Source organism: Ekhidna sp., assembly GCF_965227465.1.
Classification (GTDB): Bacteria; Bacteroidota; Bacteroidia; order Cytophagales; family Cyclobacteriaceae; genus Ekhidna.
The window spans coordinates 668,178-690,699 of the sequence record NZ_OZ245746.1; the positions used below are offsets into that span (position 1 = coordinate 668,178).

At 38.6% G+C, this 22,522-nt stretch carries 18 protein-coding genes; 14 read left to right on the forward strand and 4 right to left on the reverse strand.

Annotation, left to right across the window (positions count from 1 at the left end; all coding sequences use genetic code 11):
• Positions 1-68 precede the first annotated feature (68 nt).
• Positions 69-497 (forward strand): type II 3-dehydroquinate dehydratase, encoded by a 429-nt coding sequence (aroQ, locus tag ACO05G_RS03100; RefSeq protein ID WP_421764641.1) that lies wholly within the window; start codon positions 69-71, stop codon positions 495-497.
• Between the two features lie 83 nt (positions 498-580).
• Entirely contained in the window at positions 581-1,123 is a 543-nt protein-coding gene (locus ACO05G_RS03105; protein ID WP_421764642.1) for an EF-hand domain-containing protein, read from the forward strand.
• 102 nt (positions 1,124-1,225) lie between these two features.
• Here the strand turns inward: ACO05G_RS03105 and ACO05G_RS03110 are convergent, their stop codons facing one another.
• Positions 1,226-4,120, reverse strand: coding sequence for a WD40/YVTN/BNR-like repeat-containing protein (locus ACO05G_RS03110; protein ID WP_421764643.1), 2,895 nt, complete (start codon positions 4,118-4,120; stop codon positions 1,226-1,228).
• 67 nt (positions 4,121-4,187) lie between these two features.
• Between ACO05G_RS03110 and ACO05G_RS03115 the strand changes: the two genes are divergently transcribed.
• The 5 genes from ACO05G_RS03115 (at position 4,188) to ACO05G_RS03135 (ending at position 10,876) form a co-directional block, all read left to right on the forward strand.
• On the forward strand, positions 4,188-5,186 hold the full coding sequence (locus ACO05G_RS03115; protein WP_421764644.1) for an acetamidase/formamidase family protein: 999 nt from the start codon (positions 4,188-4,190) through the stop codon (positions 5,184-5,186).
• Positions 5,177-5,524, forward strand: a complete 348-nt coding sequence (arsC, locus tag ACO05G_RS03120; RefSeq protein ID WP_421765702.1) for an arsenate reductase (glutaredoxin) — start codon at positions 5,177-5,179, stop codon at positions 5,522-5,524. Before ACO05G_RS03115 ends, arsC begins: the two co-directional genes overlap by 10 nt.
• Positions 5,521-6,504, forward strand: coding sequence for an NADPH:quinone oxidoreductase family protein (locus ACO05G_RS03125; protein WP_421764645.1), 984 nt, complete (start codon positions 5,521-5,523; stop codon positions 6,502-6,504). The genes arsC and ACO05G_RS03125 overlap by 4 nt, the downstream gene beginning before the upstream one ends.
• Before the next feature lie 149 nt (positions 6,505-6,653).
• Positions 6,654-9,536 (forward strand): SusC/RagA family TonB-linked outer membrane protein, encoded by a 2,883-nt coding sequence (locus ACO05G_RS03130; protein ID WP_421764646.1) that lies wholly within the window; start codon positions 6,654-6,656, stop codon positions 9,534-9,536.
• An 11-nt stretch (positions 9,537-9,547) separates the two neighbouring features.
• On the forward strand, positions 9,548-10,876 hold the full coding sequence (locus tag ACO05G_RS03135) for a RagB/SusD family nutrient uptake outer membrane protein (protein ID WP_421764647.1): 1,329 nt from the start codon (positions 9,548-9,550) through the stop codon (positions 10,874-10,876).
• A 46-nt stretch (positions 10,877-10,922) separates the two neighbouring features.
• Here the strand turns inward: ACO05G_RS03135 and ACO05G_RS03140 are convergent, their stop codons facing one another.
• Together ACO05G_RS03140 and ACO05G_RS03145 are read right to left on the reverse strand one after the other, a co-directional pair.
• Positions 10,923-11,411 (reverse strand): VOC family protein, encoded by a 489-nt coding sequence (locus tag ACO05G_RS03140; protein ID WP_421764648.1) that lies wholly within the window; start codon positions 11,409-11,411, stop codon positions 10,923-10,925.
• 2 nt (positions 11,412-11,413) lie between these two features.
• On the reverse strand, positions 11,414-12,121 hold the full coding sequence (locus tag ACO05G_RS03145; protein ID WP_421764649.1) for a pirin family protein: 708 nt from the start codon (positions 12,119-12,121) through the stop codon (positions 11,414-11,416).
• Positions 12,122-12,248: 127 nt separating this feature from the next.
• Here ACO05G_RS03145 and ACO05G_RS03150 point away from each other — a divergent pair, with 127 nt between their 5' ends.
• A complete protein-coding gene (locus ACO05G_RS03150; protein ID WP_348284791.1) occupies positions 12,249-12,674 on the forward strand; it encodes a peptidylprolyl isomerase in 426 nt (141 codons plus the stop codon).
• 12 nt (positions 12,675-12,686) lie between these two features.
• On the opposite strand, the gene ACO05G_RS03155 is transcribed toward ACO05G_RS03150, so the two are convergent.
• Positions 12,687-12,887 carry a hypothetical protein gene (locus ACO05G_RS03155; RefSeq protein ID WP_421764650.1) on the reverse strand — a complete coding sequence of 67 codons (201 nt, stop codon included), beginning with the start codon at positions 12,885-12,887 and terminating at the stop codon, positions 12,687-12,689.
• A 195-nt stretch (positions 12,888-13,082) separates the two neighbouring features.
• On the opposite strand from ACO05G_RS03155, the gene ACO05G_RS03160 reads away from it, so the two are divergent.
• From ACO05G_RS03160 to ACO05G_RS03185, 6 genes are all read left to right on the forward strand, one after another.
• Positions 13,083-15,128, forward strand: a complete 2,046-nt coding sequence (locus tag ACO05G_RS03160) for an ATP-binding protein (RefSeq protein ID WP_421764651.1) — start codon at positions 13,083-13,085, stop codon at positions 15,126-15,128.
• A 1-nt stretch (position 15,129) separates the two neighbouring features.
• Complete coding sequence (locus tag ACO05G_RS03165; protein WP_348284788.1) at positions 15,130-15,573, forward strand: response regulator; 444 nt, start codon at positions 15,130-15,132, stop codon at positions 15,571-15,573.
• A 38-nt stretch (positions 15,574-15,611) separates the two neighbouring features.
• The gene (locus ACO05G_RS03170; RefSeq protein ID WP_421764652.1) at positions 15,612-17,381 is read left to right on the forward strand and encodes a PAS domain-containing protein; all 1,770 of its coding nucleotides are present in this window, start codon (positions 15,612-15,614) and stop codon (positions 17,379-17,381) included.
• A gap of 14 nt (positions 17,382-17,395) precedes the next feature.
• Positions 17,396-18,034, forward strand: a complete 639-nt coding sequence (locus ACO05G_RS03175) for a response regulator transcription factor (RefSeq protein ID WP_348284786.1) — start codon at positions 17,396-17,398, stop codon at positions 18,032-18,034.
• A gap of 60 nt (positions 18,035-18,094) precedes the next feature.
• The gene (locus ACO05G_RS03180; protein ID WP_421764653.1) at positions 18,095-20,689 is read left to right on the forward strand and encodes a sigma 54-interacting transcriptional regulator; all 2,595 of its coding nucleotides are present in this window, start codon (positions 18,095-18,097) and stop codon (positions 20,687-20,689) included.
• Positions 20,690-20,997: 308 nt separating this feature from the next.
• Entirely contained in the window at positions 20,998-22,212 is a 1,215-nt protein-coding gene (locus tag ACO05G_RS03185) for a response regulator (protein WP_421764654.1), read from the forward strand.
• Positions 22,213-22,522 lie beyond the last annotated feature (310 nt).

Below are 22,522 nucleotides of genomic sequence, written 5' to 3' on the forward strand. Positions count from 1 at the left end.
AGATACAACATGGCAGATTCAGTAAAACAACCTAATTTTCAAAATTACATTCAAAATTCATTTCAAAATTGAAAATACTCATATTAAACGGACCAAATCTCAACCTGCTGGGAAGACGAGAACCAGAAATTTATGGGAATAGGTCTTTTGAAGATTTCTTTGAGGAATTACAAAAACGTTTTTCAGAACATCAGCTGGTTTATTTTCAATCCAATCACGAGGGAGCATTGATCGATAAATTGCATGAGGTAGGTTTTAGTTATGATGGGATAGTATTTAATCCAGGTGCATATACTCACACCAGTATTGCGCTAAGAGATGCTATTTCCGGGATAAACACCTCCGTTTTTGAAGTTCATATTTCAAACCTTGCTACTAGAGAAGATTTTAGACAGGTTAGTTACGTCAAGGATGTATGTATAGGGTCTATTAATGGAATGGGCTTAGAAGGATACGCAGTGGCGCTTGAGGAATTGACCAAGCTATCAGCCAAGTGATTTCATTTGATAAAGTCATCGATTGATCGAAACCAAGCTGGGATATTGAAAGCAAATGCTAACTTTCCCCGAAATATAGTGGCATGACGGACGTCCAAAAACAAAAAATCACTCATTTTTTTAACGTGCTAGATAACAACGGAAATGGAATCCTTGAACAGGATGACTTTGAGTTAGTGGGCGAAACCATGAGCGACATTATAGGATTAAAGGAAAACTCTGTCGTAAGACTGGAGCTGAAAATTAGAGCTCATCGACTTTTTGTTCAAATCTTGAAAGATGTTGAAAAGAATGAAGCTGAACTGACGCTAGATGAGTGGATACAGTTTTTTGATGAGATTGTATTAGCCAAGCCTAATGATTACATCAATCAATCTGCAACTTATCTTTTCTCTTTATTTGATCAGGATATGGACGGTCACATAGATGAAAGAGAATACCTGGATATGTTTAAAGCATACGGTCTTTACATGTCCGTGGCTAAGAAAGCATTTGATTTACTTGATATTAATGGAGATGGCCGAATCAGTGGGGGAGAACTTGTGAAGGCCTTTGAAGACTTCTTCTTATCGGCAGATGAAAAAGCCCCTGGTAATTGGATTTTTGGAGACTGGAGAAATAGCTAATTTTAATTAAACCCTTTCATAACGAGGGATTCTTTTAACCTAAATTTCCAGGAATAAAAAAAGCTGCCATGCGGCAGCTTTGATGTTAGCGTTAACGTATTCTTATTCCTTTCTTCCGGGCCTTTCTCTTGGTGCTTTAATCGTCATAGGAGTTTCAACGTTTGTATCGCCGACAGTTATGCGGACCGTATATTCCCCTACTGCCAAATGGAAATCCCCATTTTCCGCAGCTTCATAATCTTCTTTTTGACTATCCGATAAAAGGTCTTTAAATGATTCGTCTGTTTCCAGGCTTAGCTCGATGATATTTAAACCTTCTTCTGCATTTATATCCGTGGAAGAAACTACCTGCTCATTGTAAATGATTTCTATTTTTCCACTACCAGAACCATTGGAATAAAATGAAACCGTAGTTTGGGGTTCATACACCTCTCCCCAAGTCCCAAACTTACTTCCCCAACGAGTACTGAAGGTTATTTCATTCGTTGGAAATGCGTGCAAGGTTTTAGCAATGATCTCACTTGTAAGTTGCTGTACCAGGGAGATATCACCGATGTAAATACCTCTACCATGTGTTCCAAGCACAAGGTCTTTCTCCCTTGGATGTACGACCAAATCATGTACAGGAGTATTTGGAAGACCTTTAGCAAATGCTTTGTAGCTATTTCCTCTATCGATAGAGACATAAACTCCATGATCTGTGCCTACATAAATGATATTTTCATTTTCAGGGTCTTCTTTAACAACGTTTACAGGCTCTTGTGGTAAATTCCCAGAGATGTTCTTCCAGGTATTTCCGTAGTTTTCACTTACATAAACCATAGGCATAAAATTGTCCCATCGATACCCATTCAGCGAAGCATAAACTCTACCCTCCTTATGTTTTGAAGCCACGACAGTACTCACCCAAAAATTAGCGGGTAGTCCTGCTGAAATGTTTTGCCATGTATCACCTACATCCTGCGATCTGTGAATTAGACCATCGTCACTTCCAACATAGATCAATCCAAATCTTATTGGAGATTCGGAAATGGTGGTAAGGGTGCCATAACTAACATCTCCTTTTTTACCTCCATTGGTTAGGTCTCCACTAAGTGTTTCAAAATTCTCCCCCTTATCCATCGATCGGTGAAAGCGGTTGCTACCGAAATAAACAATATCCTGATTATGAGAGGAAAGTGTAATTGGTGCCTCCCAGTTCCATCTATAAGGTGTATCGCCTAGCTTATGACGAGGTGTGATGTATTTACGATCCCCTGTTTCCGTATTGATTCTGAAATAGTTTCCGAATTGATAGCCTGTGTATACAGTAGAATTGTCTCTGGTGTCTACAGCAACTTGCATTCCATCACCTCCCATCAACCGCTCATATGGATATCTGCCACTCTGGTACCATCCTCTCGAATATTCATACGTGCTTGGACCTTTCCATACGCCATTGTCTTGAAGTCCGCCATAAACATTGTAAGGTTTAGCCATATCCACAGCGATGGAATAAAATTGTCCGACTGAAGGAGAATTGCAGTTGATCCAGGTGGCGCCTGTGTCATAGCTGACATAAACACCTCCGTCATTTCCGAGAATGAGATGTCTGGGATCTTTCGGGTTTATCCATAAGGCATGATGATCTACATGGACATTGCGTTCGTTAATGCTCTTGAACGTCTTTCCACCGTCTTCTGATCGAACAATAGGCACTCCCATTGTGTAAATCACGTTGGGATCTTGAGCATCGACACGTACTTGACCAAAGTAGTAACCGTACGAATAAATCATACTTTCGATGTAATCTTCATGTGTTTTCGTCCAGGTTTTTCCAGCATCATTGGAGCGATACATTTCGCCTCCTTTAACCGGGGTATCAAAAAGAAGTGAGTTTGCATCCTCTGTGTAAATCACCAAGTCAAGTGGCTTTACATTACCAGCCTCAACATCTTTTTTAATGTCAACCGCATTGTACTCTCTTGGGAATCCATTATTGTCAAGAAAGTCATTGATATCTCCATTTTCCAATGCGAGAAACTGCTGATTACTCATATTTCGGAGTTGATCTTTGGTGATCCCTTCAGAGGTATCCCCCTCTTTTTCTCTGCGATCCTGGTTATCCAGAATAGCATAGATGATTTCTGGATTAGAGGGAGCAAACGAAAGACCGATTCTTCCCGTACCATCCGTGTCTGGAAAACCCGAATCATCCGGAATCTCTGTCCATGTGTCGCCACCATCTTCAGATCGGTATAGGGCAGTACCAGGACCTGCTTCCTCAAAATTCCAGGCTTTTCGATCTTTTTCCCATGCAGCAGCCACAAGTGTGCCTGGATTGTCTGGGTGAACGATTAGATCCACAATTCCAGTCCGGTTATTAATAAACAGCGTTTTACTCCACGTTGAACCTCCGTCTGTGGATTTATAAACACCTCTTTCTGAATTTTCTGAGTAAAGATGACCCAATGCCGCTACCCAAATAGTATTGGGATCTGATGGATGGATGAGGATTCTACTTATGTGGTGCGTTTCAACCAACCCAATATTTTCCCAATTCTCTCCATTATCCATCGATTTGAACATGCCATATCCGGAATAAGAAGACCGACTGGAATTATTCTCTCCAGAACCCACATAGATGATACCATTTACCCAATCGACTTCCACATCTCCAATCGTCATGACAATTTGATTGTCAAAAATTGGCTCAAAAGAGGTTCCACTATTTTTTGTTTCCCATAAGGAACCGGATGCATATGCTACATAAAAGTGAGACGGGTCATCGGGATCGACGGCAAGGTCTACCACCCTTCCACTCATTACAGTAGGGCCTACATTCCTAAATTCAACATTCTTTACGAGAGAGTTTTCTTCAAGCTTAAGGCGTTGTTGATATCCTTGCCAGCGTTCGCTAGCGGGGGTAGCAGGAGGTACATCATTGGTTTTTTTCTTTCGCTGAGCGGGCAAAATAATTGAGACGCTCAAAAAGAGAAGTAGGTAAATGGTTCTCATGAGGTTAGATTTTTTAATAAGTTAGTAAGTATAAAACTTTTAATTCTGTGAAACCAACCTTAGCTATATGAACAAGCATATCTGGATTTTAATGGTAATAACGATTGGATGTACAACTGCGGTGAAAGTAGATAATGAGCCTGTCGATGAAAGAAAACTACCTGAAGCGAATTACACACTAAATTCAACTCAAACACATAATAAATGGAGCAGGTCTATCTCACCGATTTTGACTATCAATTCAGGAGAGGTCGTGGAGATTAGTACAGAAGAGGCAACTGATGGTCAACTTACCATCGATTCGGATACATCGGACTTAATGAACCTAAGTTTTGATCCCATTCACCCGCTGACAGGTCCTATTTATATCAATGATGCTCAGCCGGGAGATGTGATTGCAGTCACACTTCACAGTATCGAAATAGGTGAATGGGGATGGACCGCAATATTGCCAGGTTTTGGATTTTTGGCTGATGAGTTTACTGAGCCACACCTAAAGACTTTTGAATTGGCCGGCAAGAATAATGTCAGATTCGCTGACGGAATAAATATTCCTCTAAAACCTTTCCCTGGTGTTTTAGGTGTAGCTCCAAATACGGACTCATTGCTTTCGACAATTCCACCCAGAGCCAACGGGGGGAATATGGACGATCCAAATATGGTGGAGGGGACCACTATTTATCTTCCTGTATTTGTTGAGGGTGCATTGTTCTCCATAGGGGATGCACATGCTGCTCAGGGACTTGGAGAAGTTTGCGGCACTGCAATAGAAGCGCCAATGAAGTTTTTGGTCGAGATTAAGCTTCTAAAGGGCTCCTCCATTCAAGAACCTCAGTATGAAAATGATGAGGTTTACGCAGTTACCGCTTTTGCAACAACCATTGATGAAGCAGCTAAGAAGGCAACCAGATATATGATTGACTATTTAGTGGAAAATTATCAGCTTAGCAGAAACGATGCATACATGCTGTGCTCGCTGGCCGGAGATCTTAAAATCGCTGAAGTAGTAGATGTACCACATATGCTGGTGACAATGTCCATAAATAAAGAAGTATTATCCAAATGATTACCATTTATCATAACCCCAGGTGTAGCAAAAGCAGACAAACGCTAGGTTTGATCGAGGAAAGAGGTCACGATTTTGTTGTGAAAGAGTATTTGAAGACCCCTCCAACCAAAGAAGAACTAAAGGGTGTAATTGAATTGCTTGGAATTAAGCCGGAACAATTGTTGCGGAAAGGAGAGTCGGATTTCAAAGAGAACTTTAAGGGCAAAAATCTCTCTGATGATGAATGGATTGATGCTATGATTGCTTATCCTAAACTGATAGAACGTCCGATTGTTCTAGATGGAGATAAAGCAGTTTTGGGCCGCCCACCTGAAAATGTACTTCAACTTTTATGAAGGCCATACTGGTAAGGGAACTTGGCGGGCCAGAGAAACTTATATATGCAGATCATCAACTAGGTCCTCCCAGACCCGGTAGGGTTATAATAGATGTTCACTATGCAGGTGTAAATTTTCCGGACACCTTAATTATTCAGGGAAAATACCAGTTCCAGCCTGAGCTACCTTTTTCACCAGGAGGTGAAGTCGCCGGAACTATCAAAGAAGTAGGTCCTGATGTAACCGATTTTAAACCCGGTGATCGTGTGGTTTCAGGCACTTCTTGGGGAGGATTTGCAGAAGAGGTCCAGGGTTTTGCATTTAATACACATCATCTCCCGGATGAGGTATCATTCAAAGATGCAGCTGCAGTTTTGATGACGCATGGGACAGTGATCCACGCGCTTAAAGATCGGGCAAAGCTCAAGCCTAATGAGACATTAGCGGTACTAGGCGCTTCAGGAGGAGTTGGAACCGCAGCAATACAACTCGGGAAAATTATGGGAGCGCGAATTATCGCATGCGCTTCTACTGATAGCAAGCTGGATTTTTGTAGAAAGCTAGGAGCTGATGTTCTACACAAATACACATCTGACAATATCAAGTCCGCTTTAAAAGATTTGACCGGAGGCAAAGGAGCAGATGTAATTTTTGATGCCGTAGGAGGGGATTATACGGAGCAGGCATTTAGAGCTATTGCCCCCATGGGTCGATATTTGGCAGTGGGCTTTGCTTCTGGTCATGTCCCATCAATACCTTTGAACCTGCCATTATTAAAAAGCGCGTCGTTGACAGGTGTCTTTTGGGGAAACTTCTTTCGAAATTTCCCACAAGAAAATAAAGCCAATATTCAAGAGCTTTTAAGGCTGGTTGCATCCGGGCAAATCAAACCTCAAATAGATCAGGAGTTCAGTTTAAAAGATGCTGCTAAAGCACTAATAAAAATTCAAAATCGCGCTGTTCTAGGAAAGATAATTATCAATTGTAGGGATAATTAGGATTTAGCAAATAGCATATTTAAAAGCTAAAACATCACGATCTTTTGTTGTTCTAACAATCTTTTTAACCGTTGTTTTCTTGGTATTTGTCGATTATTTGGTGAGTTTTATCGGTATGTTAAATCAATTTTTAAGTTAAAAACTCTACTATGATGAAAAACTACTTAAAAAGAAAACTAATGATTGTAGCCTTTTTGCTACCCATTAGTTTTTTGATGGCTCAAAATGTAGGAGTCAGCGGAACGGTCACGGATGCCTCGAATGGTGAACCGTTACCCGGTGTTACTGTATTAGTTAAGGGGACTACAAACGGAACTATTACAGGGATTAATGGAGAATACGAACTTTCAGTGCCTTCAGGGTCAACGTTGGTATTCTCATCAATTGGATATTCCAGTCAGGAAATAGCCGCATCTGACGCTGGTGATGTAGCCATGCGAACAGATGTGACAAACCTAGATGAGGTTGTCGTAACAGGACTTGCTACCTCTGTAAAGAGATCGAACCTGGCAAACTCTGTAAGTACAGTTTCCTCAGAGCAACTTACAGGAATGACAAATCAAGGAACTGTAGATGGGGCTCTTTATGGAAAGCTCACTGGTGTAAACCTAACTTCAATTTCAGGTGCTCCAGGGGGAGGAATTGCTATGAGATTGAGAGGCATTTCTTCCATTAAAGGAAATAATCAGCCTCTTGTCATAATAGATGGAATCTATATGAGTAATGCTGAAGTACCCTCAGGATTAAGATTTGCTTCTGGAGCAAACCGTCCAAATGAGGAACAAGCAGCTAATAGACTAGCTGATCTTGATCCTAATGATATTCAAAATATTGAGGTACTTAAAGGAGCTTCTGCAGCTGCTATTTATGGAACACGAGCAAATGCTGGTGTGATTTTAATAACAACTAAAAGAGGTGGTCAAGGAAGAACGCAATTCAGTCTATCGCAAGATGTTGGCTTTAGTAAGGCAGTACGACTGAAAGGCCTTAGGGATTGGAACGCAACAAATGTGGCGTCAACTTTTGGTGATGGAGAAGTGGCAGCATTTAATGCAGGAAATGTTGTTGATTATGAAAAAGAATTATTCGGCGAAACTGGATTGATTACTAACACAAATTTTTCAGCAAGAGGGGGAAGTGATAAGACTACTTTTTTCCTTGGGGGATCTGTTAGAGATGAGGAAGGAATTATGAAGAATACTGGATTTAAAAGATACAATATTCGAGCAAATATCGATCACAAGATAAGTGATCGTGTAAAAATTAGCTCTTCATCTTCCTTTATTCGCTCGGAAACCTCAAGAGGATTCACAGGGAATGAAAACGAAGGTGGTCTTGCTGTAATTTATAATTTAGCATATACTCGACCTTGGTATAATTTATTCCCGGATGCTGAGGGTAATTACCCTGATAATCCAGCTTCATCAGGTAATATGCTTTTAGTAAGAGATAAAGCAAGAAATGAAGATAAGGTTAATAGAACTTTACAATCTTTGGCTTTTGAAGCTGATCTAATTCAAAAAGATGATCAACAATTAACATTCAAATGGCAAGGGGGTCTAGATTTCTTTGTAGATGAGACTTTTGTTTATGTACCTGAATTTCATCAGGCACAGGTAGGAAATCAAAATGGATATATCGGTGCTGGTAAAAATGTATTTACCAATCTCAATTACACGGCTTTCTTGGTGCATGATATTTTCTTAGGTGACTTAGCACTAACTACGAGTGCAGGTATTTCATACCTAAATTTCAAAAGAGAATTTTTGTACAATGAAGCAACGCAATTGATTCCTGGCCAAACAAACCTCACTCAAAGTGGAGCAAAGGATATCATACAAGATCTCCAGAATGAAGAGGAATTTGGATTTATATTCCAAGAGCAAGCAAACTACAATGATCAACTAATCGGTACGGTTGGTATTCGTATGGATAAATCCAGTTTGAATGGTGATCCTAATAAATATTACAGTTTTATGAAAGCATCATTAGCTGCTAATATTCATAATTTTGATTTTTGGAGCGTAGATCAAATTAATCAATTTAAAGTACGAGTAGCTTACGGTGAAACAGGATCCAGTGCAACATATGGTTCATTATTTACCACATTCGACCCGACAAATATTGGAGGCCAGGGTGGTAGCGTTATTGATACTCAGAGAGGTACACCAGGACTCGAGCCGGAGACATCACAAGAGATTGAATTTGGATTTGATTTAGGTTTATTTGATGGAATCGTTGGATTAGAGTTTACAGCGTACAACAGGAAAGTTAAGAATCTTCTATTTGATAGAAGCCTTCCTCCTTCAATCGGATTCAGTACTCAGGTGCTTAATGATGCAGATCTGGAGAATAAGGGTATAGAGATAGCCTTAAATGCACGTCCAGTTAGCAATGAGAATGTTACTTGGAATTCAACCATCAATTGGTGGAAAAATGAAGCCAATTACACGAGATTAGGAGTACCTCCATTCACCGCGCCAGGAAATGGTTTTGGCCTAGGTTTAGGAACCTTCTACATCCAAGAAGGTGGGTCAGTTACTGGTATTTATCAGAATGTAGATGGTTCACCAACAGAAGTGGGTAATACACAACCAGATTTTCAGATGTCATTTTATAATACGGTTAATTTCTTAAGCAATTTTGATTTCTCATTCCTACTTCACTGGAAAAAGGGAAGTCAGAATTTGAATTTATCAGATTTGCTTTTTGATGATGGTGGAACTAACCCTATTATTGATGAAAGGGGGTCGCAATATGCGAGTACCTGGATTCAACCTGCAGGATATTGGAGGTTAAGAGAAGTGGCTTTGTATTATACGATACCAAAGTCAGCTTTAGGTGTATTTAACGGTGCAATTCAGAGCATTAAAATAGGTTCATCAGGAAGAAACCTATGGACCAAAACAGATTACTTAGGTTATGATCCCGAAGTTTCAACAAATGGAACGAATGCTTTAGGAAGTGGATTGGATGTAGGACCATACCCGAATAATCGACAGATTTTCTTTCATCTCAAGGTTAACTTTTAATGATTAGCACAATGAAAAAATTATCATATATAATATTATGCGGAGTATTAACATTTGGTTGTGAAATTGATGAACAAATCAATCCAAATGCTCCGGCAGTTGAGAATATAGCAGAAGGCGCAACAGAAACAGATTTGAATAACCTGGTTACAGGTGTTCTGGCTCGAATGCGAAATAGCTATTCAATTTATGCCACGGCAACAGGCACTATTACAAGAGAGCTTTATTTGTTTGATGCGGATCCAAGAAATACTACCGATTTAATTGGTACAGAAGGTTCTTTGGATAATGATTCATTCTATACAACCGCTAACTGGATTAACAGGTATAGGACGATTAAGAATTGTAATATTCTTTTGGAGTCTTTACCGGCTGCAGCTGAATCAGTATCAGCAGCAGAAAAGAATGGATATAGTGGATTTGCAAAAACGATGATAGCGCATCAATTCTTGATTCTTTGGGGAGCTTATTTCGATAGTGGAATTCGCCTTGATGTAGAGGATCCTGATAATTTTGGTCCTCTTGTTACCAATGAAGGTCAAGTGCTTCAATTTGTTCGAGATCTTTTGGACGAAGCAAATACAGAATTGAATGGAGCTGAATTCTCAATGGTTTTTACCAGTGGGTTTGCAGGTTTTGATACTCCATCAACGTTTGCTCAGTTTAATAGAGCATTAGCTGCTCGCGCAGCTTTGTATGCTGGTGATAATGCTTCGGCTTTGACACATCTCAATGACTCATTTTTTGACATATCTGGCGATTTAAGCATCGGTCCTAAAATGATTTTTAGTACAACTGGGGGTGATTTATTGAACGATCTATTTAAAACTCCTGGACAAAACGGAAATCAAATTTTTGCCTCTGATACTTGGGTTAGTGAAGCTCAAGCAGGTGATTTGAGGGTTCAAAATAAGGTTACTCAGCGCGCTGCACCATTTACCAAATCAGGTATAATGGTTAATTATGAGACTAACCTGTATACGACTTCCACAAGCCCGATAGATATTATACGCAATGAGGAATTGATGTTAATATATGCTGAGGCAAACATCGGAACTAATAATACTGAGGCACTTGCAGGGATTAACGCGGTTCGAAGTGCAGCAGGACTTCCAGATTTAGTAGGAACGGTAACGGTTCAGGATGTTTTAGTAGAGCGCAGGTATTCTCTTTGGGGAGAAGCACACCGAATGGTTGACCTGAGAAGAACTGGAAATCTTACTGAAACTTATATTACACTAGATCCAGTCACCACAACTGATGAAGATGGAAACGTAATTCCTGCAACACAGGAAATATTCAATCAGTTTCCTGTTCCATTGGATGAAGTTGGTAATTAGACAAATCAAATCAAATAAAAAAACCCACTCATTTGAGTGGGTTTTTTTATGCTAATTCATTTTGAAGATCATTAAAATCCAAAGGTCTGGTGTACATATCCAGAGAACCGTCTGCCTTTGTCGGCCACTCCGCTTTGGGCTTGTCCCAATAAAGTTCTACCCCGTTTTGATCAGGATCATTTAAGTAAATCGCTTCTGAAACACCATGATCAGCTGCACCGGTTAGCGGATAATTTACATCTCTCAGTCGGTGCAATAAAATCGCCAGATCTTTTCTGGTGGGAAGTAAAATGGCTGTATGAAAAAGACCTGTAGTATTGCGGGGCGGAGGGCTTCCATTTTTACTCATCCATGTGTTCAGCCCTATGTGATGATGATAACCACCTGCAGAAATAAAAGCAGCATCATCACCATAGGTAGTTATCAGTTCAAACCCCAAAAGTCCACAGTAGAAATCCAATGATTGCCGAATGTCGGACACTTTAAAATGTACATGACCAATGCGGGTTTCTGCCGGAATTTTAAAGCTATCCATATTTAGTTCATTGGGACTTCTATCACTAACAATTCAGTATCCTCCGAGGCAGCAATTGAAACCAATTCAGCGTTTGAAATTCCTATTGCATCTCGCATACTCAGCCAATTGTCTGCCACCTCAATTTGTCCATTTATAACGAAAATATACACTCCATTTCCATGCTGCTTAATGGTGTATTCAATGGTATTACCGCTTGCTAAATTTGCTAAAGAAAACCAGGCATCCTGATTAATCCAAACGGCATGCGGATCATCTGACGCAACTACCGTTTGAAACGCATTCTGTCTATTCTGAGAATCAAATTGTTTTTGATCATACCGAGGAGTAATATCTTTTTCTTTCGGAAATACCCAGACTTGTAGAAAATTTACTTCTTCATCCTTGCTTGCATTATACTCTGAATGGGTAAGTCCGCTTCCGGCACTCATTATCTGTACTTCGCCTGTCTGAATGATTTTTTCTGTTCCCGTACTATCCCTATGCGCCAAAGCACCCTTCAAGGGAATAGACACTATTTCCATATTATCATGTGGATGCGTTGGAAATCCAGCACCACCAGCTACAATATCATCATTAAGCACACGCAACATCCCAAAATGTATTCGTTCCGGATTATAGTATTGACCAAAACTGAAACTGTGCTTGCTTTTAAGCCACCCAAAATCTGCGTTCCCACGTGAATTGGCTCGATGAACTAAGGTTTTCATTAAATATCCTTTCTTTTTAATTGCAATAAATATACGTAATTACATTTAATGTAGTTACATATAAAATGATTTAGCCTCTTATTTTTTTATACCTTTGCACAATTATTTCACAAGAAAAGAATAGCAAATGAAAGCTAAAGCGAACGACAAGGTAAAAGTGCATTATACAGGAAAACTTACTTCCGGAGAAGTTTTCGACTCTTCTGAGGGGCGCGAGCCGTTAGAATTTACTGTTGGAGGAGGACAAATGATCAAAGGGTTTGACGAAGCTGTGAATGGTATGGCGATCGATGAGAAGAAAACGGTAGAAATTCCATCAGCAGAAGCATACGGAGAGCGAAGAGATGAATTGATTCAGGAAGTTCCAAAAGATCAATTACCGGACGATATGCAACCTGAAGTTGGTCAGAAACTAGTGGCTACTAACGATCTGGGACACCAAACATATGTATCAGTGACTTCAGTTTCTGATGAAGCAATTACCGTAGATGCTAATCACGAATTAGCGGGTAAAGATTTGGTATTCGATATTAAATTAGTAGAAATTGGCTAAATCTTAAGGGAATCAATACTTAAAGGGAAGCTTAATCTGGCTTCCCTTTTTTTGTTTCAAATTTCCATTAAACCCTTCCTTAAATTCAGTGTAAGAGATGCTTACATCTGTAGATGATTTCCAGGGTAAAGTAATTCTTGCATCGGTAACTTTTGAAGTGATCGGTATGCCAGAGCTGGGTTTAAAAAAAAATAGAAATTTCACTTTTTTCATGACCACTTGGTTAAGATATTCAATAGGAAGGTGGTATCAAGGTTTACGAAATTCATGTTTGGGTATTTTTGCAAACCTATCTCCGTTTTAAACAATTTATTTGTTTAACAAGTCGATTTATTCGATTAGCGTAAAACGTATTAATTGAAATAGTAGTATGTTTGGTCTGCTCACCTCATTTTTAAATTACCACCCATGAAAAGAAAAGCCATGCTTTCCGCTGTAGTATGTCTTGTTGTTGGTATATCAGTTGCGAGCAATGATTCGGAAAAATTAAGTATTAAATCTAATTTTATTGAGATCGATGAGGTAACGCTGTGTAAAACTCCGTCGGCACAAATCGCAAATCCTACACTCACATCCTACTTTAAAGGACTTTTCAGTACAGAAAACTGGCCGGCAAGATGGACGTGTGGAGATTGGTCCCAAACAGAGGGCTGGTTATACATTTCTTCAGATATTTCCATATTCCTTGCTTACCTCTCCATTTCGATAATGCTTTTATGGTTTATTAGAAAGATTGAATTAGGTAAAGTAAAGTGGCTTATTTCTTTGTTTGGCACATTCATACTGCTATGTGGTTTCACACACCTAATTGATGTAGTTCTTTTTTGGGAGCCCATGTATCGGTTTAGTGGATTCACCAAACTCCTGACCGGAGTGGTTTCTCTGACAACCGCTACGGTTCTTGGTTTCGTAATACCTAAGGCATTAGAATATAAGAGTCCAGAGGTGCTTCAAGCTGAGATTGATGAAAGAAAGAAAATTCAAAACCAATTTGAGCTATTCGTTAAATATAGTCCCGGTGCTGTGGCCATGTTGGACAATGATTTGAATTTCATCATTGTGAATGAAGGATGGATAGAGGATTATACACTTGAAGAATCGTCTATTCTTGATAAAAATTATTTTGATGTTTTTCCGGATAGCACCAAGGATTTGGAGTGGGTTAAAAATATTAGAAAAGTACTGGAAGGGGAATCGATCAAGGCAGATTTTGACACCTATGAAGGCAAAAATGGTACTGAATATTTGCGATGGCAATTGAGACCCTGGTATGATGCGAATGATCAAATTGGAGGCGTTATCATTTTCACGGAGTTGATTACAGAAGAAGTGTTAATTCAAAAGAAACTGAAGGAAATGAATGAGCGATTCTCTGAAATATCTAACATGGCAAACATTGGGACATGGGAGGTCGACTTGGAGCAGTCTAGGTGCTATTGGAGTGAGACAATATATAAAATACATGAAGAAGAAATCGGAAAATTGATTCGACTTGAAGATGGAATTAATTACTATCATCCGGATCATAGGGATCTCATCACTAATGCAATCGAAGAGGCAATTTCGACGAAAAAATCTTGGGATCTCGAATTGAAAATCATCACTGCGAAAGACACAGAAAAATGGGTGAGAGCCATAGGTCGTGCTATTTATGAAAATGGAGAAGCCAAAAAGCTCCAAGGGCTTTTTCAGGACATTGATATTAAAAAAAGATATGAGTTAGATGTCAAGGAATCCAAAAAGGAATTGGAGGAAATCGTTAGTCAACGCACAATTGACTTGAAGACCGCTAACGAGGAACTGGAGTCCTTTTCATATTCAGTGTCTCATGATTTACGTGCACCTCTTCGAGCAATTAACGGTTTTTCTGAGGCATTGATAGAGGATTATTCGAAAGAGATACCTGATGAAGCTTCCAAATATCTGAATAGAATTGCTGCAAATGCTTCCAAAATGGGAGGGCTGATTGATGACCTGCTAGAATTTAGCAGAATGAATAGAAAAAAAGTAAATCATCAAGAGCTCAACCTTGTGGCGATGATTAATCAAGTGGTTGATGATATTTTTCCAGAGTCAAAAAGTATTTTAGAAGTCGGTGATTTGCCGACTATTTCAGGAGATCAAATGATGCTCACACAAGTATTTACCAATCTCATTTCCAATGCTATTAAGTACAGCTCGAAAGAAGAAAATCCACAGGTTGTTTTGTCGTCCATTGAAGAGAAAGACTCAGTCGTGATTAGCGTCAAAGACAATGGTGCTGGATTTAATATGGATTATTACGACAAATTATTTCAGGTATTTCAGCGACTGCATACAGAATCTGAATTTGAAGGTACTGGTGTAGGCCTGGCACTTTGTTCCAAAATCATGAAATCACACGATGGAGAAATCTGGGCAGAGAGCGAACAAGGAAAAGGAGCTACGTTTTTTTTAAGATTTAAGAAAATATAGAATGGGGTTAGCAAAGGATAATCAAATCGTTTTAGTAGAAGATAGTGCAGATGATGCTGAGCTCACGATGAGATCACTTAAGGGCCCAAATTTTGTAAATGAGATTATTTGGCTGAAAGATGGGGAGGAAGCGATTAATTATTTGCAGGGAAAGGAGGGCTATCAAGATCGAGACACCTCAATCAAGCCCAGGCTTATTCTTTTAGATTTAAAGTTGCCCAAGCTCAGTGGCATTCAGGTTTTAGAAAAGATAAAGGAGGATGATGACCTAAATAAAATTCCGGTGGTTGTCATGACCTCATCAAAGGAGAACAGTGATCTTAAAAAATGTTATGAATTAGGAGTAAATAGCTATGTGGTGAAGCCCATTAACTTTTCCAAATTCGTAGAAGTGACAAAAGAGATCAGCTTATATTGGTTGCTAATCAATCAAATTCCGGAGTAACTAAAATGAAGTCTTATGATTGCTTGAAACAACTTAAAATGACCACCTGGAAAGAAAATATAAACATTCTTCATTTAGAAGATAACCCCGACGATGTTGATCTATTAAAGATCGTCTTAGGAAAATCTAAATTGAAGCACTCGCTAAAAATTGCGTTAACAAAGAAGGAATTCCTGAGTGAAGAATTGTCCAAGTATGATCTTATTATCTGTGATTACAATCTTAAAGATTACGATGGACTTACCGCTATAAAATATGTGAGGTCACACGATCCAATTAAACCGGTCATTTTACTTTCTGGTACTGTCGGGGAAGAACTGGCTGCTGATTTGCTGAAGGCAGGGGCAAGTGATTTTGTATTGAAATCAAACTTGAAGAAAATAGCCATTGCAATTGAGCGAACAATGCATGAGGCATCTGTCAAGTGGGAAAAGCAACGCTTCCAACGAGAGGTGGTTGAGAAAAATCTAATTCTCGATACTCTTTTCGATAGTTTCATGGATATGATTTTCCTCAAAGATGTAGATGGAAGATACGTAAAAGTCAATAGGGCGTTTAGTGAATTTCTAAAACTACATGAGGGGGAAATAATTGGTGGGACGGAATATGAGCTTTTCCCAGATGAAATTGCGAGTGAGGCGATTAAAAATGATGAGTTTGTAAAGCTGTCCGGAAAGCCAGTTTTGTATGATTTAGAATTAAATCATGAAGGCCGTCGGTTAGTGATGGAAATATCAAAAACCCCCTTATTAGAGGAGGGAAAGGTTACTGGAATTGTCGGTACGTGCCGGGATGTGACGTCAAAGAAAATACTATTGGAGGAAACCATTAAGGCTAAATCGATTTTAAGTCAGGCCGAAAAACTTACACTATCAGGCAGCTTCGAATATGATGCAGATCTTGACCTGATTAATTGCAGCTCTAATTTCAAGCAGATCTTGAAATTAAGGATTGAAGGCGATACGATCTCCTTTAGAAAATTTGCTCAAATGATAAAGGAGGAAGATCGACACATATTTGATGAGGGTATTAATAAATCCATTGATAATTATGAGGAATATCATAATGAACATAGGTTTCTAATAAAATCAAAAGATAAATTGGAAATCAAATATATTAAACTGGTATTGAGACCCGATTATAAAGATGAAAAAGGAGTTCGGTTTTATGGTACACTGGTGGACGTTACTGCTGAGCACGAGAATCAGATCTATTTGATGAATAAACAGGAGCAAGAGCGTGAAGAACTAGCGCGAGAACTACACGATAATCTTGGCCAAAAAATGAATGCAATCTCAATGTATATCAGCAAAATTTACGATGATATGCCTGAAAATAAGGACTTGGAAAAAGTCAAAAACTTATCTCATGAGACCATCGATGATTTAGGTTATCTTATAAATAATATTTCTGTAAAGCAAATAGAAGAGCATAGTCTGGATTACGCTATTGATAAACTACTAACTTATGTGCCAGCATCTTTTACGATGGATAAGAAGTATGAATATAATGAGGAAGACCTATCACCTTTTGTAAAAGCTCAGGTATATCGTGTTATTCAAGAGGCCTTAAATAACGCGATTAAGTATAGTGAAGCCACTGAGGTTAGTATGCATTTAAAGCAAGAGGGGGGTATACTCAGCTTATTAATTAAAGATAATGGAAAGGGTTTTGTTGTTGAAGAGGTACTCAATGGTAATGGCTTGCAAAATATTACTCATAGAGTTCGAAGGAGCAATGGACTGATAAACATTGATTCAAAAAAGGGTCAAGGAACACGCTTAGAAGTGAAAATGCCAATTAGTTAAAAATCGAAAGTCACATGCGTACACTGTTATTAGTAGATGATCATCAAATCATTAGAGACGGTATCAGGTTTTATTTCGAAGGGGATATAGAGTTTGAAATAAAGGATGAAGCTGAAAACGGGCTAGTTGCTCTTGATTTGTTAAGAGAAAACGAATATGATATCATTCTCACAGATATCAATATGCCTAAAATGGATGGCATTGAATTCATTAAGAGTTTAAGAGAAAGCTATCCAGACCAAAAGGTACTTGTATTATCCATGCATAATGAAGCAGGGTACATAAATAAAATGATTGCCTTGGGAGCGAATGGTTATGTACTCAAGAAATCTAACAAGGCAGAGTTGGTAGAGGCCATAAAAAAGGTGCTTGATGGGCAAGACCACTATTCCGACGAAGTTTACAAAACGATTATTGGAAATATTGCTGGTAGAAAACCAAAAGAAAGGCTCACACTTGAAGCAGAATTGTCAGATCGAGAAAAGGAAGTTCTCGTCCTTATTACGAATGAATACTCAAATCAGGAGATTGCTGACAAACTTTTCATCAGTATTCGGACTGTTGAGACCCACAAACGAAACCTACTAGAAAAGACTGGATGCAAGAATGTAGCCGGGTTGGTGATGTATGCGGTCGAACGTAATTTAGTTTGATTTAACCTGCTATTTTCTCTAACTTATAAATGTTGCCCGCTTAAATGGGCTGCATTGAAAATGGACAATCAGCTTTTAATAGAGAGTTTTAATGAACCTGTGGTAATCCTTGATGTAGATCAGGGAAATTTTGTTGATTGCAATGAAAAGGCAACCAGCTTCTTTAAGCTAAGTAAGAAAAAGCTTTTATCTAAGAACCCATCTGATCTTAGTCCTGCAAATGTTTATGGTCATAATGCTCAAGCATATGCTCGAAGAGTTATACAAGAAGCCTTGGCTGGAGGGAACCCCGTTTTTGACTGGGTTCACATAGATAAAGATGGTCACGAAATACCATGTGAGGTACGCCTCATACGCTTTCCTCCATTTTCCAAAAACCTGGTTCGAGGAACTATCTTGGACATGACTCAGAAAGAACCAAAAGAAGCAATATTAAGGGAAAGTGAGGAACGATTAAGACTAGCGCTTGAGGCAACTGATATTGGTACATTTGACTGGTATCCTCAGGAAAATAAAGTCTTTTGGGATGAACGAATATATAAGATATTTGAATTAGCCCCGTCTACAGATGTTGATTTAAATGCCCATTTATTCAGTATCGTTCATCCGCATGATATTGAGCGTGTAGGACAAGAATTTGAAACGACACTTCAAGATCATGGTCCGGACTCTAGTCAAGTAGAGTATCGGGTTTTAGTAAATGGGAAGACCAAATTCATTCAGTCATTTAGCAAGGTGATTAGAAATGATAAAGGTCAGGCAATTCGTCTTTTAGGTACTTCTCAGGATATAACTCCATTAAGAGAGTCGGAGGAAAAGTTTAAAAAAAGTGAAGAACGTTTAAGGAACGTTTTTAACCAACAATTCCAATACTCAACTGTCCTGAATCTGGATGGTAAAATTGTACAGATTAATGATTTGCTACTAAAGATGGACAATCAAAGAAGAGAAGATTTAATCGGAAAATATCTCTGGAAAGGTCCATGGTGGGAGGGCAATCGAGAGTGGCAGCAGAAAATAAAACAACAGGTTTTGATGGCTAAAACTTCTGAAGGCCCAATCTTAACTGAGGATAGATTTTTTAGTGTTAACAAAGACATTAGATATACCAATTCTTCCTACCAAGCAATAAATGACGTAAATGGCAAAGCAATAAATATTTTGGTTCAAGCCATTGATATTACCAGTGAGAAAGAAGCACGTCAATCCATCGAAGTAAATCAAAAACAGCTTTCATTAATTTATAATAGTGTTACTGATTTTATGCTCCTCATGCGTGTTGAGAAAGCCGGTTTTTTTATTGAATCAGTAAATAAAGCAGCGATTGAAGGCATGAAAAATGTGGGAATAGACATTAATGAAGCGTCTTTAGCGGGATTGAATATGTTGACATATTTTGAAGATATTCTGCGATATACTCCGAGTCAAATTAAAGAGCATTTTGAAGTTTATAATAGAGTAAAGAAATCTAAGCAATCAATCAGATATACTACGGAGGCTGAGTATAACGGAACTTTTTTAGCCACAGACACCACGGCTACCCCTATCATCGAGTCTAACGAGGTTAAATTCATTTTAACGGTGACTCATGACATAACCGAAATCACACAGTCGAAATTTCGATTGGAACAGGCTTTAGGAGAGGTTAAGACCCTAAAAGAGCAGATAGAACAAGAAAATGTATATCTCAAAGAAGAAATCAAACAAGCCAATGATTTTGAAAATATGGTCTTTAGGAGCTCGGAGTTTAACCATGTACTCAAACAAGTGGAGCAGGTAGCAAAAACGGATGCCACGGTATTGATCACAGGTGAAACAGGAACCGGTAAAGAGTTAATTGCGCGGGCCATCCATAATGTCAGCACTCGATCTGAAAAGCCAATGATTAAAGTGAACACAGCCGCAATTCCTCGTGAATTAATAGAGAGTGAGTTGTTTGGATATGAGAAAGGAGCATTTACAGGAGCAATTGAGGAGAAACCCGGAAAGTTTGAACTGGCAGATGGAGGTTCCATATTCCTGGATGAGATAGGGGATATGCCATTAGAGCTACAGGTGAAAATTTTGCGTATACTTCAGGAGGGTGAAGTGGAAAGGTTGGGAAGTACCCAATCCCGAAAAATCGATGTAAGAGTAATATCCGCTACGAATAAAGATTTAAACGCCTTGATTGAGAAAGGAGCTTTTAGAGAAGACTTACTTTTTAGACTGAAGGTCTTCCCAATTGAAATTCCACCTTTAAGATCAAGACCTAATGATATTCCCGCTTTGGTTGAACATTTTGTGAATAAATATTCATCCAAACATGATAAACCTGTCAATATGGTGCCTAAATCCGTGATGGATTACCTGAGAAATTACGCATGGCCAGGGAATGTTCGTGAACTGGAAAACACAATTGAAAGGGCAATAATTTTGTCCAACTCTGAACACCTGAGCATACCTGAAATTTTGAACGATAATCCCTCCCAAATCCAAGAATGGTCACATGATGATTCGCTGAACGTGATTCAGGAGAATCACATCAGGAAAATCTTGATAAAATGCGGATGGAGGATAGAAGGAAAGAACGGAGCTTCTAATGCTTTAAAAATTAAACCAAGTACACTTCGGGATAAAATGAAAAAGTTTGGCATAAAACGCCCGAACACTTAGCCCACGGATAGCCGTGCCATCTACCTAATAACGGTCTACACTCACGAATAACCGTGGGATAATTTAGTTAAGCATAATACTTAAATGAAATTAATGATCTGAATTACAGATAGTTAACTGGGTTAAATTTTTGTTATCATTTCTGGCATAACCATTGGTAATAAAAGAATAGTGCTGAACTCCAAATTTTATACTGCCCCTTAGACTATCTATTTCGCGGTTGGATATAAACTGCACAAGTTTAGTGGAGAAGGAATTTGGAATCTTGCCGTATAAATAATTAACAATCAGCTTAACAATTGGAACGGATGGAAAATGTGACGAATAGAGATCTCAGAATTTTAATGTTGGAAGACAGTTCAGATGATGAGCAGTTAATCAAACGCGAACTCACGAAATCTAACTTTGATTTTTCACTTAAGGTGATTGATAAGGAGCAGGAATTAAAACTCCAAAAATTTGATGAATTTGATATTGTGCTTTGTGATTATAATATCTCAGGTCTTGATGGCTTAAAAGCGATTAGATATATACGAACACGATCAGATATACCTATAATTTGCATTTCAGGATCAATCAGTGAGGAATTAGGATTAGAACTGCTAGAAGCAGGAGCAGAAGACTTTATAAAAAAAACATTTCTCAAGAAACTTCCCTATGTCCTTAAAAATGTGATTCATAAATATGAATTAAAGAGCCATTCTGAGGAATGTATGCGAAAGGTCAACGAATCCTCACAAATGTTTGACACCTTGTTTGAAGGACTTGATAATCCTGTATTTCTTAAAAATTCTGATTTAAAATATTTAAGGGTCAATGCAGCTTTTTGTGAGTTGTACGATAAGAATGAGGCAGAGATAATCGGTAAGTCTGATGATGAAATCGAATGGATACATCAAAGCGATCAATCATTCCAAGGCGATAAACACATTCTGGAAAAAGGGATGTCTGCCAATTATGAGTTTGATTATGTGGATGAGCATGGAAGACGAGTGTGGCTGGAGGTTAGCAAAAACCCCTTATTTATAAATGGAGAGATCGCAGGTATACTTGGACAGGCGAAGAATATTTCTGCGAGAAGGAACGCCATCTCAATTATGGAAAAATCTCAAAGCATTCTTCAGCAAGCAGAAGAGCTTACACTATCAGGAAGTTTTGAATATGATGCAGATCTCGATTTGGTTATTTGTTCTAAAAATCTTGTTAGAATGCTTGGGTTACATTCCAGTCAAATTTCATTAGGAAGATTAGTCAAGCTGATTAAACTCGAGGATCCATCTAGACTCTTAGATAGATTGAATGAAAGTATAGAGCGTAGAAAAGAATATAGAAAGGAGCATCGATATATGTTCAATCAAAAGTATCAGGGAATTTTTGAAATACTATTTAGGCCTGACTACAAAGATGTATCCCGAAGCACCTTCTATGGTACCATCATGAATGTGACGGAGGAATCAAATGCAAGCCTTTCTAGAATAGCGCATCAGGAAGAATCAAAAATTGAAATCGCACAAGCTTCATAATAATCTGGAAAGCTAAATGAAAGGAAATGGCACTTGTTAGTATGTGAAGATGCGTGTTAACTAAGAGACAAAGAAATAAGCATATGGAAAATTAAGTGCTCTTTAAGCGAAGAGCGATAGCTAGCCTACTACATCCTGTAGTGGGCTTTTTCTATTATACGTATTCATATTAGGTGCCAGCCACCTAATAACCTCATTGATATTTGGATGGTCGCAATCTCTCCTCCGTATTTTTCCTATGCGTGATTTGCGTAAAGCTATACGTGCATTTAAGATACGCACCTCTCTTACTTGTTTAAGCGTTTTTCGG

Coding starts and splice junctions, on each gene's coding strand:
- ACO05G_RS03110 (WP_421764643.1), bottom strand. CDS start 4,120: ATGAGAACCATTTACCTACTTCTCTTTTTGAGCGTCTCAATTATTTTG.
- ACO05G_RS03165 (WP_348284788.1), top strand. CDS start 15,130: ATGGGGTTAGCAAAGGATAATCAAATCGTTTTAGTAGAAGATAGTGCA.
- ACO05G_RS03170 (WP_421764652.1), top strand. CDS start 15,612: ATGACCACCTGGAAAGAAAATATAAACATTCTTCATTTAGAAGATAAC.
- ACO05G_RS03130 (WP_421764646.1), top strand. CDS start 6,654: ATGATGAAAAACTACTTAAAAAGAAAACTAATGATTGTAGCCTTTTTG.
- ACO05G_RS03135 (WP_421764647.1), top strand. CDS start 9,548: ATGAAAAAATTATCATATATAATATTATGCGGAGTATTAACATTTGGT.
- ACO05G_RS03115 (WP_421764644.1), top strand. CDS start 4,188: ATGAACAAGCATATCTGGATTTTAATGGTAATAACGATTGGATGTACA.
- ACO05G_RS03175 (WP_348284786.1), top strand. CDS start 17,396: ATGCGTACACTGTTATTAGTAGATGATCATCAAATCATTAGAGACGGT.
- ACO05G_RS03185 (WP_421764654.1), top strand. CDS start 20,998: ATGGAAAATGTGACGAATAGAGATCTCAGAATTTTAATGTTGGAAGAC.
- ACO05G_RS03155 (WP_421764650.1), bottom strand. CDS start 12,887: ATGAAAAAAGTGAAATTTCTATTTTTTTTTAAACCCAGCTCTGGCATA.
- ACO05G_RS03145 (WP_421764649.1), bottom strand. CDS start 12,121: ATGAAAACCTTAGTTCATCGAGCCAATTCACGTGGGAACGCAGATTTT.
- ACO05G_RS03105 (WP_421764642.1), top strand. CDS start 581: ATGACGGACGTCCAAAAACAAAAAATCACTCATTTTTTTAACGTGCTA.
- ACO05G_RS03160 (WP_421764651.1), top strand. CDS start 13,083: ATGAAAAGAAAAGCCATGCTTTCCGCTGTAGTATGTCTTGTTGTTGGT.
- ACO05G_RS03125 (WP_421764645.1), top strand. CDS start 5,521: ATGAAGGCCATACTGGTAAGGGAACTTGGCGGGCCAGAGAAACTTATA.
- ACO05G_RS03140 (WP_421764648.1), bottom strand. CDS start 11,411: ATGGATAGCTTTAAAATTCCGGCAGAAACCCGCATTGGTCATGTACAT.
- ACO05G_RS03150 (WP_348284791.1), top strand. CDS start 12,249: ATGAAAGCTAAAGCGAACGACAAGGTAAAAGTGCATTATACAGGAAAA.
- ACO05G_RS03180 (WP_421764653.1), top strand. CDS start 18,095: ATGGACAATCAGCTTTTAATAGAGAGTTTTAATGAACCTGTGGTAATC.